Source organism: Bacillus sp. TH17, assembly GCF_016651125.1.
Lineage (GTDB): Bacteria > Bacillota > Bacilli > Bacillales > Bacillaceae_G > Bacillus_A > Bacillus_A mycoides.
In genome coordinates, this window is the sequence record NZ_JAEKEN010000001.1 from 3,413,268 (window position 1) to 3,427,636 (window position 14,369).

Sequence of the window (14,369 nt, forward strand, 5' to 3'; positions counted from 1 at the left end):
TACTATATTGTAAGAAAAAAAAGGCACATGGTTCGCCTATTTTTAGACGATTCATGCACCTTTTTATCTTCCTATTTGTGGACAATTAAAGCCCGATTGGTGAAGACTAATAATCAATGAAGAATGCCCCGACTGATTAAAGTTTCATTTTATTTTCGGATAAAGTTTTGAGTATAAAATTTATCATATACCCCAACACCTAATCCAGTAAATTGTTCGTTTAATAAATTCTTTCTATGCCCCTCACTATTTAACCAACCCTGTACCGCCGCAATTCCATCACTATGTTGCGCCGCTATATTCTCACCAGCAAGTTGAAAAGCCACTTGCCCACGTTGCAAGCGATCTCCTAACGTACCAAAAGTAGGTGAATCGTGCGAAAAATAATTATTATCCTTCATATCTTTACTATGGCCAAATGCAACATCTGCAGTTTGTTGATCCAATGTTAACAACGGTAATTGATGACGACTCCGAATAATATTTGTTAAATCGAGAATTTGTTGCATATTTCCATTTTCTACTTGCTTCATTTTTTCTGGCGTCAGCGGCTGTTCCGCTATTAATTCACCTGAATAAACAAGTTGATATGGCCTTTGTCGTAATAACGTTTCATCATCCATATAACGAAGACCAACAAGCTCATGTGTAAAGTGATCAAAGTATAATTGTGCCCATCCATCTTCTACAGGTACTAGCGGTTGTTCCATTACTTCCGTATCAGATAACTCAAATTGATAACTATTCTTTCCTCTTTTTAATGAAATCTCATGTGAAAGTGGATTCTTTTTATATACCTCTTCATACTTTTCATTTATATAATAGGGAGCCACCTTAACTTGCTCACCAGCAACATACGCCGTTACAACTTTACGTTCAGCAACTCCAAATTGAACATACTGAGCTAAATCTTGATTATACACCCACCATTCATATCCATAAGCAGACGGCTCTATTCGAGATGGTTCGCCCCACTTCGCTAATAAATTCTCAGAGTCCCCGCCAAGCATATTTAAAACAGTGTCTGTGGATTCTTCATTTACTTGCTTCTTCTTTTTCACAATTTTATTTTCTTGCTTAGAGTGAGATGGGGTTAATATATATTGTGACACGAGTAACTTCCCGTATAAATCAACAGCTAAAATTAAAAATGTAATCATTACGATACGCAATAATTTCTTCAAACGATATACCTCCTGAACAAAGCATAAAATCGAGATATACACAAATCCTTTTATTTCCTTTTTTGTGTGTACCGTACTCTTTTCACTATATCATATTTTCACGAAAAAAGTCTGGATTATCCCTTTTCTCGCAATACGAATTGCACTTTCTTATTATTCGTACTATTATAAAAATAATGAACTAACATTAAAATAAGGAGGTATTCTATGCAATTTACAAATACAAACTTTACTGATGCAGTCGTTGATCTAACTCTTTTAACTGAGATTATGGAAAACAATCATTTTGTACTTGCCGGACAATGGGATTACGAACGCGTTACATATGATTATAAATTTGAAATATTAAAGGATATTTATTATTTACGTGTACAAGGATTTGCTGTTGAAGGTGACATCGGCGGCAGACACGCTCAAGTAAAACTATTGCCACCCTTATTAGGAAAACATTATTATCCTCATGGCGTTGAATATGGCGATGATGAGATTTTTCCAACGAATGTACTTCAAAAAAGCGAACAACTCCTACAAAATATTGAAAAAGAGTTAAAAGAATTTCAAATTATTGAATAACAAAAAAACTAGCGCATTAACACGATGCGCTAGTTTTTATTTCGTCTGCAAATAAGGAGGTAACTCTTGCAGCTGCTCTTTATCCTTTTCACGCTCTCTACGTGCCCATTTAAAGAACACATAACCGATAATCGTACCGTACACTATTTCCTGGACAATTTTCATAATAATACCACCTGTTTGCTGGTCTTGTACTACCGGCATCCAATGTAAAAATTCTGGTCCAGTTATATTTAAATCTGATAAAGTACCCGCCGGTACACAGAGTTCCATTGCCTTCATCCAAGCGGCCGAATCTGTATATGTTGCAAATAATGGTGCAGTCGCAAAAATTATTAACGCACAAGCTGGCGTTAATAAAATACCATTAGCAAACATGTAACCAAGCTTCTTAATATCACTTAAAGTTTGATATTCTGGCAGTGGATTTAACATCGGCCACCACATCATCATTGCTGCAAAAAACAATATAGCAAGGCAAATAGGATGCGCTATTTGACTTTGTTTTACTGCATCAAAAACAATTGGCAAATGATAAAAGGAAAACAGGCCATTAAATACAAACAACGCAATAAGCGGCTTAGCAAAAAACTTTATCACAATTTGAACGAACTTAAAAGAAGTAATATAACGATATAACCAAACAGGTATACCAAGCAGTAATAACGGAGGCACCGCAATATACATTACTGCCATCTCAAACATATGTGCACTAAATATGATATGACCAATTAAATCAATAGGTCCTCCCTTTACAACATACAAAAGAACAATCCCGGTCGTAAAATAAAAAATTTGCTTCTTACTTACCTTCGTCGCATTTTCAAATCGCGTTCTATACGGTCCAATAATTAAAAAATAACTAATAAGAATCGAGATCATAAATAATAAAAAAATTGGACTCCATAAAGCTTGAAAACCAAATACCCATAAGTTTTCCATTTCCACACCTACCTTTTCAAAATTCTTATATTTCATATAAAAAGAGGGCTTTGATATATCAGAGCCCCCTACTATCACTGTTTAAATCCACACAATTGTCATAAAGGCTAATATTGTTAATAAACCAATTAACAATCCAGAGTACAAGAAGAAACTCGCCGCTTCATGCCCTTTATGACTCATATGCATGAAATAATATAACTGAAATATAACTTGAATGACTGCTAACAATAATATAAATGGAACCGAAAAAATCGGGCTAAATGTTTTCGGATATGCCACCGCTGCAAATGCAACTAATGTTAAAAAAATCATTAGTGAAAATGTAACAACTTGGTGCTTCATTTCCTCTGCACTTTTTCTCTTCCGATAAACAAGATCCACCTTAGGATTATTCGTTTGCTTAACCGCCATTGTTTATCCCACCATTCCCATCAAATATACTACAGTGAAAATAAACACCCAAACTACGTCAATAAAGTGCCAATAAATTGATGCAACATAAAACTTTGGTGCGTTGTATAAATTTAAGCCTCTCTTCGCGTTTCTAAAGATTAATGTTAAAATCCAACATAATCCAAACAACACGTGGAGCCCGTGTGTACCAACAAGAGCATAAAATGCAGAACCAAATGCACTACTTCTCATAGTATGCTTAAATTCATGCGTATAATGATAAAACTCATATATTTCAAACCCCAAAAATCCTAAGCCAAGCAACACTGTTACAAGTAACCAAAGTTGCATTTTCTTAAAGTTAAAATTTTTCATATGATACATTGCGTATACACTCGTTAAACTACTTGTTAACAAAAGCATCGTCATAATGAAAACGAGTGGCATTTGAAACATCTCTTGAGATGTTGGTCCACCATTTGTAGAGTTCTTTAACGCTAAATATGTGCCAAATAAGGAAGCGAACAACACTGTTTCGCCTCCAAGAAATAACCAAAAACCAACAAACTTATTTTTCCCCTCAAGGGTTGCTTTTTCAGGCTCTGCTGGAAATGTTTCATTCGTTAATTTCTCATCTACATGCATTACGCCTTGCCCCCCTTATCATCTAAATCTTCCTTATGAATATGATATCCATGATCATCAATTACTGAACGAAGGAACATTGTACCAAACGTAATGATTAAACCGATAATCGCTACTAATAACCAAAATTTATCTTTGCCACCCTGCATATACATCGCACCGAATGCTGCTATGAATAAGCCTAGAGAAATGATAAATGGTGAAAATGAAGCATTTGGCATATGAATATCACCAACTGGTTCCGCTGCTGTCATCTCTTTATTACCTTCACGTTTTTCAACCCAAAACGGATCTAACCCGCGAACAAATGGCAATTGTTTAAAATTGTATTCCGGTGTAGGTGCTGGCATTGTCCATTCTAATGTACGTCCATCCCATGGATCACGGCCAGCCTTCTCTTTTGATACCGTTGTTTTTATTACATTGAATAAAAGAACAATCGTTCCAAGAGCCATAAACACAGCTCCGATAGAACTAATCATATTCCCCATTTCCAACCCTTGGCCCTCAAGATATGTGTAGTAACGACGCGGCATACCGATTAGACCTAGGAAATGCTGAATAAAGAACGTTAAATGGAAACCGATAAAGAATAACCAAAATGTTATCTTACCTAATGTTTCATTTAATACTTTATTAAACATAAGTGGCCAATAATAATGCGCACCTGCAAGTAAACCAAATACAACACCACCAACAATTACATAATGAAAGTGTGCTACTACGAAATAGTTATCATGAAACTGATAATCAGCTGGTGCAGAAGCAAGCATAACACCTGTAACTCCACCCATAACGAAGGATGGAATAAAAGCTACCGCCCACATCATTGGTGTTGTAAACCTAATACTTCCACCCCACATTGTAAAGAGCCAGTTAAATATTTTAATACCCGTTGGAACTGCAATCGCCATTGTTGCAACCGAGAAGATAGCATTTGCAACAGGCCCAAGACCAACAGTAAACATATGATGCGCCCATACCATAAATCCTAAAAACCCTATTAATACTGTCGCGAACACCATAGAGGAATAACCGAATAATCGTTTTTTCGAAAATGTGGCGAAGATTTCTGAGAATATTCCGAAAGCTGGGAGTATAAGAATGTATACTTCCGGATGACCGAAGATCCAGAATAAATGCTCCCATATAATCGTGTTCCCACCTAGTGCCGGATTAAAGAAACTTGTGCCAAATAAACGATCTAACATTAAAAGTCCTAATCCTACAGTTAATGGTGGAAATGCAAATAAAATAAGTGAAGATGTTACAAATGTTGTCCATGTAAACATCGGCATGCGCATGTACGTCATCCCTGGCGCGCGCATATTAATAATTGTAACAAGGAAGTTAATACCTCCAATTAATGTACCAATACCTGATATTTGCAAGCCGAGTACATAAAAATCAACACCATGTCCTTTAGAGGCTAAAGCTAAAGATGCATACGATGTCCACCCTGCATCAGGCGCTCCTCCTAAAAACCAACTTAAATTTAAAAATAATCCACCAAAGAAAAACAACCAAAATCCGAGCGAATTCAAAAACGGGAACGCCACATCACGTGCTCCAATTTGAAGTGGTACAGCGGCGTTCATAAATGCAAACACGAGTGGCATAGCTGCGAGGAAAATCATTGTTGTACCGTGCATCGTTAATACTTGATTATAAGCATCCCCAACAAGAAAAGCATTGTTAGGAATCGCTAACTGCAGGCGAATAAATAGTGCTTCTATTCCACCTATTACAAAAAACAATCCACCTGCAATTAAATAGAGAATGGCAATCTTTTTATGGTCTACTGTCGTTAAATAATCCCATATGACAGCACCCATCCCCTGTTTTTTTGCTACAGAACTCACGTTTTCAACCTCCCCTTCGCAAATGATCCCTCTTTATTTTTCAATCTTTAACGTTTGTAAATATGCATTTAATGCATTAATTTGATCATCCGTTAAGTTGCCATATTTACCAGTCATTTTATTACCTGGTTTCATATTTTCAGGATCTTTGAGCCATTTTTTTAAGTTCTCTTCATTATTTTCGGCAATACCAGCAACCATATCGCGATCTGCGAAGTTTGCTAAGTTCGGTGCGATACGAGCAGAAGGTGGTCTACTATCATTTGATCCAACTGCATGACAACCAATACAGCTTTTATTAAATATTTCTTGACCCTCTTGCGCCTTTGTAGAAGCTACTTCTTTTTTTCCATCAATCTTCTTCATGTCAGCAAGCCACTTTTTGTACTCGCTTTCATCCAGAGCTTTCACTTTGAACTGCATTAAAGAATGTGATGGGCCACAAAATTCTGTACAAAAACCATTATAAGTGCCCGATTTATCTGCCTTTAACCACATTTTGTTTACATTATCTGTATTTGTATCCATTTTCCCAGCTAAAGATGGAACCCAAAACGAATGTTTAATATCGGCACCCTTCAAATTCAAATACACTTTCTTACCTGTGGGGATAACTAAATCTTGAGAAGTTACTATTTTTTCTGATTTATAAGAAAATTCCCACCAATAAAGATTCGCTGTTACATCAACAACGATAGTATCTTTATCAATATTCTTTTTCTCCATCGCACTTACATCAGCAAGCTTGAATGTATATGTAACAGTCGGAACAGCCAAGATTAACAAAAGAATAATCGGAATGACTGTCCATATAATTTCTAGTTTGTGATTTCCTTCAACTTGCTCTGGAATATAATCTTCCTCACCCTTTTTTTGTCGGAAACGCACAATTACATATAAGAAAATAATAGTAACTACAAGTACTACTCCTACCATGATTGCACTCGCTAGCAAGAGCAAATCATATTGCATTTTTGCTACTTCCCCTTGCGGAATTAAAGTAGACTGAAAAGCTTTACCGCATCCCCCTAACAGTAAAGCCAGCAGTGAAACGAACGAAAGCAGTCGCCACTGTTTCTTCATACAAACAACCCCCACTTTCTTTGTGAATTAGATTGTACTTTATAGTTAAGTAAAGTAAATCTCAACGTAAAGAAATCCAATCATGTCGTTGTCTTAGAAGAATGTAACTACAATCATTGACACAAATAAGATTGTTAAGTAATTCAGGGAATAAACAAACATTTTTACGGACCACTTGATGTCATCTTGCTGACGGAAGCCATAAAGCCCTAATGCGATCCATCCGATGTTAAGCAATGTTGCAATTACCATGAATGCTATTCCAAGTCCACTCATATAAAATGGTAGTGGTAATAAACATACTGTCCAAATCATAATCTGACGTTTCGTAATATCAAATCCCTGTACAACAGGAAGCATTGGGATTCCTGCATTTCGATATTCATCAACACGCTTCATCGCTAATGCGAGGAAATGTGGGATTTGCCAAATAAACATAATTAAAAATAACATCCAAGCAATTGGATGATTTAAAGACGGATCAATTGCCGCCCATCCAATTAAAGGTGGAACTGCTCCTGATATACTACCTACAACAGTATTTAACGTATATTTTCTCTTCGTCCATAACGTATATAAAACAACATATGTGAAGGCACCAATAAATGAGATTAACACTGCCATCGGTGTAGTAAGTAATAAAAATACAAAGCCAAGAAGTAAAATTACAAGTCCAAATGCAAGTGCAAAGCCAGGTTTATATTTACCTGTTACCGTTGGACGGTTTTTTGTTCTTTCCATTAATGGATCGATATCTCGGTCAATGTAGTTATTTAAACAACATACCCCTGCCATAATTAATGCCGAACCAACGATTGTGAAAAATAACTTATCTAGATTGTCCATAACACTCAATCCATTAAAATGTAAAGCCAACCAAAATCCTGTAAATACAGTAAGTGTATTTGAGTTTACAATCCCCATTTTAACGAGCGCTGATAAATCTTGTAACCGAGTTGTTTCCGGTACAATTGAAACAGCTGACTCATCATGCAGCTCACTTGTTGCATGGTTCATCACTTTAACCCCCTCTTAAACCTATCATCTTTCTAAGCAGATATTTCATGTGAAATATTTCGCTTCTATATAGCAATATTATTACAGTAGAAATATTGTTAACCCATTCTACTACTAATCTACGCCCATACTCCAATATATTAAATCACATTTCCCGAACATTTTGTGAAGAAAACATGAACTTTTTGTGTCGAACATTAAAAAACTTTATTCTAATTTATCCTTATCATAACATGATGTTATCTTCTATAATAAACTATTTTGTCATATTTAGCATGTATTCTCCCCATTTCTTTTCAAAATAGCCTGAATTCCTCCTAAAATATGTATTTTAAATCCCGTTTTTTTCTTTATAATACGTACGTTGTCCTCGCCCTCCATTTCTTTGCTATTTTATTATTTTTTATATATCATAGGACTGTAGCACGTTTTATTCTATACATAATGGAATGAAAATATTTCGCAATAACTTCATAGCAGAAAGATGGTGAAAGAGATTGCAACGCTTTATTAAATGGTTAGCAGTCATTACAAGTCTCGATTTATTAGTAGTTTTACTAGGAGGCGCTTTAGTTACAAAAACGGGTTCAGGCCAAGGATGCGGCAAATCATGGCCTCTTTGTAACGGTGAATTTGTTCCATCTAATTTATCAATGGAGACTATTATTGAGCTAAGTCACCGCTTAACATCTGGATCAGCCGGAATCCTTGTTACTCTTCTTTGTATCTTGTCCTGGAAATATTATAAACATGTGCGCGAAACAAAGACGTTAGCAATTTTATCCTTCGTATTTTTAGTTGCACAAGCATTAATGGGGGCGGCGGCGGTTGTTTGGGGTCAAATGCCTGCTGTATTAGCTATTCATTTCGGTATTTCCTTAATTTCATTTGCTTCTGTCATCTTGTTAACGTGTCTTATTTTTGAAATTGATCAGAAATTTGATGCACGTTCACTTATTATGGACAAAAAAATGAAATTTCATATTTATGGTGTAACAATTTACAGTTATATCGTTGTCTACACAGGAGCTTTAGTACGTCACGAACGAGCTACCTTAGCCTGTCCAGACTTCCCTTTATGTAGCAAAAGTAGACCTATGCCAACTCAACTACATGAGTGGGTTCAAATGGGACATAGAGTTGCAGCGATGTTAATTTTCGCTTGGATACTATATGCGATGATTATCGCTATTCGCCATTACAAGCAGCAGCGTGTAGTATACTGGGGATGGATTATTTCATTTATCCTTGTTACACTTCAAGCTATAGTAGGGATTTTGGTCGTATTTACAAATGCTAGTTTAGCAATGGCATTATTACATTCGCTCTTCATTTCTTGCCTGTTTGCTGTACTATGCTATTTAGTTATGATAGGTACAAGAAGTACAGTCAATGCAAAAGAAACTGAATCAACTTCTAAGCAAACAAAATAAAGTAAAACTATAATACCTTGCCAATTCGGCAAGGTATTATTTACACACAAAAAAGAGCTGCTTTGAACTGCACCCCAATTGTTAGACACAGTCTAACAATTGGAGGTGCAGTTTTTCTATGGCTAAATTTACAGCTGATGAAAAAATACAAATCGTTCTACGTTATTTGAACGGAAATGAAAGTTATCGAGAAATGGGTAGAGCGATCGGTATAAGTGGCACAATCATTTTGAATTGGGTAAACCAATATAAGCAGAATGGTGTGGAAGCTTTTCTAAAACGATGTACAAATTACACACAACAATTTAAACTAGACGTACTAAACTTTATGATTGAAAACGGTATGTCCTTATTTGAGACGGCAGCTATCTTTAACATTCCTGCCCCTTCAACGATTTCTGTTTGGAAAAAACAACTCGAAACACAAGGAATTGATGCCCTTCAATCTAAAAAAAAGGGGCGTCCATCCATGAAAAAAGAGTCAAATAAACAAGTAAAACAAGCTTTAGCTGAAGGGTCAGTCGAAGCACTTGAAGCACGTATTAAACAGCTTGAAATGGAAAATGAGTACTTAAAAAAGTTGAATGCCTTAGTTCAAAACAAGGAAAAGTCACTAAACAAGACAAAGCGCAAGTAGTCTATGAATTAAGGCATAAATATTCGGTGAAGGCACTCGTCGAGTTAGCTACTATTCCACGAAGCACGTATTATGATTTAGTAAAGAAAATGAATCGCCCAGATGTAGATGCCGATTTGAAAGCTGAGATTAAAGTGATTTATGAGGAGAATGAAGGTCGTTATGGCTACCGTCGCATTCGTGATGAGTTAGCGAATCGTGGTCAGAAAGTGAATCATAAAAAGGTGCAACGTATTATGAAAGAGCTTGGATTAAAGTGTGTTGTGCGTATGAAGAAATATAAATCCTACAAAGGGAAAGTCGGTAAAATTGCACCCAATATTTTAGAGCGTAATTTTTATGCAGATGCACCGAATCAAAAATGGGTAACAGACATCACAGAGTTTAAATTATTTGGAGAAAAACTGTATGTATCACCTGTATTAGACTTGTATAATGGTGAGATTATTACCTATACAATTGGTTCTAGACCGGCGTATTCACTTGTTTCAGAGATGTTAGAGAAAGCATTAGAACGTTTACCTGAAAACCACCAGCTACTGATGCATTCGGATCAAGGATGGCATTATCAAATGAGACAGTACTTCCGTACACTTGAATCAAGAGCTATCGTACAGAGTATGTCTCGAAAAGGAAACTGTTACGACAACGCAGTAATAGAGAATTTCTTTGGGATTATGAAGTCGGAGTTCCTCTATATAAAAGAATTTGAATGCATAGAGCATTTTAAAATAGAATTAGAAAAATATATAGATTATTATAATAAGAAACGGATTAAGGCAAAATTAAAAATGAGCCCGGTACAATACCGGACTCATTTGGATCAAGTAGCCTAATGAAATAACCGTGTCTAACTTTTAGGGGTCACTTCACTTTCGCACAGCTCTTTTTCTTTATTTTAATGATCTAATTCAATGAGTAAATCTCCCGTTTGAATTGCATCCCCATCATTTACATATACTTTTTTCACTTTACCACTAAATGGCGCTTGAACCGTCGTTTCCATTTTCATAGCTTCTGTAATTGCCATGGAATCACCTTTTTTCACTTCATCGCCTTCTTTTACAACTACTTTAATAACAGTTCCCGGCATCGTTGCGCTAATATGATTTGGATTTTCACGATTCCCCTTCACACGCTGTGCAACAGTTGATTTCACGTTTTCATCTTTCACTACGATTTCACGCGGTTGTCCATTAAACTCCAGGTAAAGCACACGATTTCCATCTGGCTGTGGCTCCCCAATGGAAACTAGTTTAACCATCAATGTTTTACCTTGCTCGATTTCCACATCAATTTCTTCACCAAGTCTCATACCATAGAAGAATGTCGGTGTATCAAGCACAGATACATTTCCATAAATCCCAGCAACTTTTTCGTAGTCCATAAATACTTTTGGATACAATGCATATGCGACTACATCAAAAATTGTTACTTCGCGTCCAAGTTTGTGGAATAACTCTTCTTTTAAAGCATCGAAATCTACTGGTTCTAATAATTCACCCGGTCTTACTGTTAATGGCTCTTTCCCTTTTAAAATAATTTTTTGTAATTCTTTCGGGAAACCACCATATGGTTGTCCTAAATCTCCAGAGAACATTTCAACAACAGATCCTGGGAAGTCCATAGCATGTCCACGTTCTAAAATATCTTGTTCTGTTAGGTGATTTTGAACCATAAATAATGCCATATCACCGACAACTTTAGATGATGGTGTTACTTTTACAATATCGCCAAACATATCATTAACACGGCGATACATCACTTTAACTTCATCAAAGCGATCTCCTAAGCCAACCGCTTTTGCTTGTTGTTGAAGATTACTATACTGTCCACCCGGCATTTCATGCATATATACCTCTGTGTGAGGAGCATTCATACCACTTTCAAATGGAGCATAATATTTTCGTACATCTTCCCAATAATGAGATAGTTTTTCTAATGAGTCTATATTAACATCTGGCTGTCTTTCGTTTCCACCTAACGCATAGTATAGTGTATTCGCACTTGGTTGTGACGTTTGACCAGCCATTGAACTCACCGCTACATCGACAATATCAACACCCGCTTCAATTGCCTTTGTATACGTTAAAATACCATTTCCGCTCGTATCGTGTGTGTGCAGGTGAATTGGAATCGACACCGTCTCTTTTAATGCTGAAACTAAATCATATGCTGCGCTTGGCTTTAGTAAGCCCGCCATATCTTTAATTCCTAAAATGTGAGCTCCTGATGCTTCCAACTCTTTTGCTAAATTTTTATAATAATTTAAATCATATTTACTGCGTAACGGATCATGAATGTCTCCTGTGTAACACATTGTTGCTTCTGCAATCTTACCAGTATCTCGTACAGCATCAATTGCAACTCTCATGCCTTCTACCCAGTTTAAGCTATCAAAAATACGGAACACATCAATTCCAGCTTGCGCGGAACATTCCACAAATTTTTGAATTAAATTATCTGGATAGTTTTTGTAACCTACTGCGTTTGAAGAGCGAAGTAACATTTGGAATAAAACGTTTGGCATTTTTTCACGAAGATCTAGTAATCGTTCCCATGGATCTTCTTTCAAGAAACGATACGCAACATCAAACGTTGCACCGCCCCACATTTCTGCTGAGAATAAGTTTGGTAACATTCTCGCTGTCGGCTCTGCAATGTGATGTAAATCTTTTGTACGAACACGAGTTGCAAGTAATGACTGATGTGCATCACGGAATGTTGTATCCGTTAAAAGTACACGCTTTTGATCTTGTACCCACTTTACTAATCCATCCGCTCCACGCTCATCCAAAATTTGTTTCGTTCCATTTTGCATTGGCTCTGAGTGTATCACATTTGGTATACGAGCATCTGGGAAAATTGGTTTCTCTTTTTTCCCTACTCCAGGGAAGCCATTTACTGTTACTGTACCAATATAATTTAACATTTTTGTTCCGCGGTCTTTACGTTTCGGGAACAAGAATAGTTCAGGTGACGCGTCAATAAATGAAGTGTCATATTCTCCTGATAAGAAGTTTTTATGTTTTACTACATTCTCTAGGAATGGAATATTTGTTTTAATACCACGAATACGGAATTCTTTTAAGTTACGTTCCATTTTTGCAGCGGCTTGTTCAAAAGTAAGTGCCCAAGTAGTAACTTTTACAAGTAAAGAATCGTAGTACGGTGTAATAACTGCACCTTGGAAACTATTACCTGTATCAAGACGAACACCAAAACCACCGCCTGATCGGTACGCCATAATCTTTCCTGTATCAGGCATAAAGTTATTAAGTGGGTCTTCTGTCGTTACACGAGATTGGATTGCAAATCCATGCACAACCACTTCCTCTTGCTTAGGAACACCTACCATTTTGCTATGTAATGCATGTCCATCAGCTATTAAAATTTGCGATTGAACTATATCCACTCCTGTAATCATCTCTGTAATCGTATGTTCAACTTGAACACGTGGGTTTACTTCAATGAAGTAAAACTCATCACCTTTTACAAGGAATTCTACCGTTCCAGCATTTAAATAATTTACATTTTTCGTTAACTTTACTGCAGCATCACAAATACGCTGACGCAAATCATCTGAAAGCGACACGCTCGGTGCAATTTCAACTACTTTTTGATGGCGTCGTTGTACAGAGCAATCACGCTCATACAAATGAACAACATTACCTTCTTCATCTGCTAAAATTTGTACTTCTATATGTTTAGGTTTTTCAACGAATTTTTCAACGTACACTTCATCATTACCAAAGGCTGCTTTTGCTTCTGATTTCGCGCGATTATACGATTCTCTTAACTCTTCACTAGCACGTACAATACGCATACCGCGACCGCCGCCACCAAGGGATGCTTTAATAATAATCGGGTAATCATACTTTTCAGCAAATTCTTCAACTTCTTCTATTGAATTTACTGGACCATCACTACCAGGAATAATTGGAATTTGCGCTAGCTGCGCTTGTGTTCTTGCTTTAACTTTATCTCCAAACATGTCTAAATGCTTACTTTTTGGACCGATAAAGATAATCCCTTCTTCTTCACAACGTTTTGCAAATTGAATATTTTCTGACAAGAAACCATATCCAGGGTGGATTGCATCTACATGATTACTTTTCGCAATCTCAATAATGCCTTCAATATCTAGATAAGCATCAATTGGCTTTTTCCCTTCCCCAACTAAATAGGACTCATCGGCTTTATAGCGATGATAAGAACCGCTATCCTCTTTAGAATAGATCGCAACTGTGTTTAATCCAAGTTCTGAACATGCTCGGAACACACGAATTGCTATCTCTCCACGGTTAGCTACCAATACTTTTTGAATACGTTGCAGCTTTGTCATGATTTTCCCCCTCTATTTTCCTACCACTCTAGAGATAAAATACATACACACTCTAAAGAGCGTGAAGTTCTTCACTTTCTACATTATATTATACTTAGAAAGCTTCACTTTATTTTTATCCATCATACCTTATTTTTCAACAAATGATAAGTTTTCTGATCGATTTGTTTCACAAAAATAGTATAGCATACCTCTTCCTTTTCTAACAACAATATTGTATATCACATTCACTTGAATGTAATATACTTTTCG

General features: G+C 36.3%; 11 protein-coding genes. 3 read left to right on the forward strand and 8 right to left on the reverse strand.

Annotation, left to right across the window (positions count from 1 at the left end):
• Positions 1-149: 149 nt before the first annotated feature.
• The gene (locus JFT95_RS17285; protein ID WP_002142956.1) at positions 150-1,184 is read right to left on the reverse strand and encodes a CAP domain-containing protein; all 1,035 of its coding nucleotides are present in this window, start codon (positions 1,182-1,184) and stop codon (positions 150-152) included.
• 207 nt (positions 1,185-1,391) lie between these two features.
• Here JFT95_RS17285 and JFT95_RS17290 point away from each other — a divergent pair, with 207 nt between their 5' ends.
• Complete coding sequence (locus JFT95_RS17290; RefSeq protein ID WP_002014773.1) at positions 1,392-1,757, forward strand: YugN family protein; 366 nt, start codon at positions 1,392-1,394, stop codon at positions 1,755-1,757.
• Between the two features lie 36 nt (positions 1,758-1,793).
• Here JFT95_RS17290 and ctaG read toward each other — a convergent pair whose 3' ends face one another.
• The 6 genes from ctaG to cyoE all read right to left on the reverse strand — a co-directional run bounded on the left by ctaG (position 1,794) and on the right by cyoE (position 7,702).
• Positions 1,794-2,699: a cytochrome c oxidase assembly factor CtaG gene (gene ctaG, locus JFT95_RS17295; protein WP_012261616.1), complete on the reverse strand. Its 906-nt coding sequence runs from the start codon at positions 2,697-2,699 to the stop codon at positions 1,794-1,796.
• Between the two features lie 81 nt (positions 2,700-2,780).
• Positions 2,781-3,113 (reverse strand): cytochrome c oxidase subunit IVB, encoded by a 333-nt coding sequence (gene ctaF, locus JFT95_RS17300; RefSeq protein ID WP_002014776.1) that lies wholly within the window; start codon positions 3,111-3,113, stop codon positions 2,781-2,783.
• A gap of 3 nt (positions 3,114-3,116) precedes the next feature.
• The gene (ctaE, locus tag JFT95_RS17305; protein WP_000557861.1) at positions 3,117-3,740 is read right to left on the reverse strand and encodes a cytochrome c oxidase subunit III; all 624 of its coding nucleotides are present in this window, start codon (positions 3,738-3,740) and stop codon (positions 3,117-3,119) included.
• Entirely contained in the window at positions 3,740-5,575 is a 1,836-nt protein-coding gene (ctaD, locus tag JFT95_RS17310) for a cytochrome c oxidase subunit I (RefSeq protein ID WP_201053673.1), read from the reverse strand. Before ctaD ends, ctaE begins: the two co-directional genes overlap by 1 nt.
• Before the next feature lie 60 nt (positions 5,576-5,635).
• A complete protein-coding gene (coxB, locus tag JFT95_RS17315) occupies positions 5,636-6,685 on the reverse strand; it encodes a cytochrome c oxidase subunit II (protein ID WP_002088304.1) in 1,050 nt (349 codons plus the stop codon).
• 93 nt (positions 6,686-6,778) lie between these two features.
• Complete coding sequence (gene cyoE / locus JFT95_RS17320; protein ID WP_201052881.1) at positions 6,779-7,702, reverse strand: heme o synthase; 924 nt, start codon at positions 7,700-7,702, stop codon at positions 6,779-6,781.
• A 497-nt stretch (positions 7,703-8,199) separates the two neighbouring features.
• Between cyoE and ctaA the strand changes: the two genes are divergently transcribed.
• Together ctaA and JFT95_RS17330 are read left to right on the forward strand one after the other, a co-directional pair.
• Positions 8,200-9,135 (forward strand): heme A synthase, encoded by a 936-nt coding sequence (gene ctaA, locus JFT95_RS17325; protein ID WP_002088309.1) that lies wholly within the window; start codon positions 8,200-8,202, stop codon positions 9,133-9,135.
• 118 nt (positions 9,136-9,253) lie between these two features.
• Positions 9,254-10,608 (forward strand): IS3 family transposase gene (locus JFT95_RS17330; protein ID WP_201052693.1). Its coding sequence is split into 2 segments (ribosomal slippage): positions 9,254-9,707 and positions 9,707-10,608, totalling 1,356 coding nucleotides; the frame shifts between segments, so codons are not numbered across the junction.
• Positions 10,609-10,670: 62 nt separating this feature from the next.
• On the opposite strand, the gene pyc is transcribed toward JFT95_RS17330, so the two are convergent.
• Positions 10,671-14,117 (reverse strand): pyruvate carboxylase, encoded by a 3,447-nt coding sequence (pyc, locus tag JFT95_RS17335; RefSeq protein WP_201052883.1) that lies wholly within the window; start codon positions 14,115-14,117, stop codon positions 10,671-10,673.
• Positions 14,118-14,369: the final 252 nt, after the last annotated feature.

Bases quoted from the DNA above. Each gene is read 5' to 3' on its own strand.
- JFT95_RS17290 (WP_002014773.1), top strand. From the start codon at position 1,392: ATGCAATTTACAAATACAAACTTTACTGATGCAGTCGTTGATCTAACT.
- ctaG (WP_012261616.1), bottom strand. From the start codon at position 2,699: ATGGAAAACTTATGGGTATTTGGTTTTCAAGCTTTATGGAGTCCAATT.
- ctaF (WP_002014776.1), bottom strand. From the start codon at position 3,113: ATGGCGGTTAAGCAAACGAATAATCCTAAGGTGGATCTTGTTTATCGG.
- ctaE (WP_000557861.1), bottom strand. From the start codon at position 3,740: ATGCATGTAGATGAGAAATTAACGAATGAAACATTTCCAGCAGAGCCT.
- ctaD (WP_201053673.1), bottom strand. From the start codon at position 5,575: ATGGGTGCTGTCATATGGGATTATTTAACGACAGTAGACCATAAAAAG.
- coxB (WP_002088304.1), bottom strand. From the start codon at position 6,685: ATGAAGAAACAGTGGCGACTGCTTTCGTTCGTTTCACTGCTGGCTTTA.
- cyoE (WP_201052881.1), bottom strand. From the start codon at position 7,702: ATGAACCATGCAACAAGTGAGCTGCATGATGAGTCAGCTGTTTCAATT.
- pyc (WP_201052883.1), bottom strand. From the start codon at position 14,117: ATGACAAAGCTGCAACGTATTCAAAAAGTATTGGTAGCTAACCGTGGA.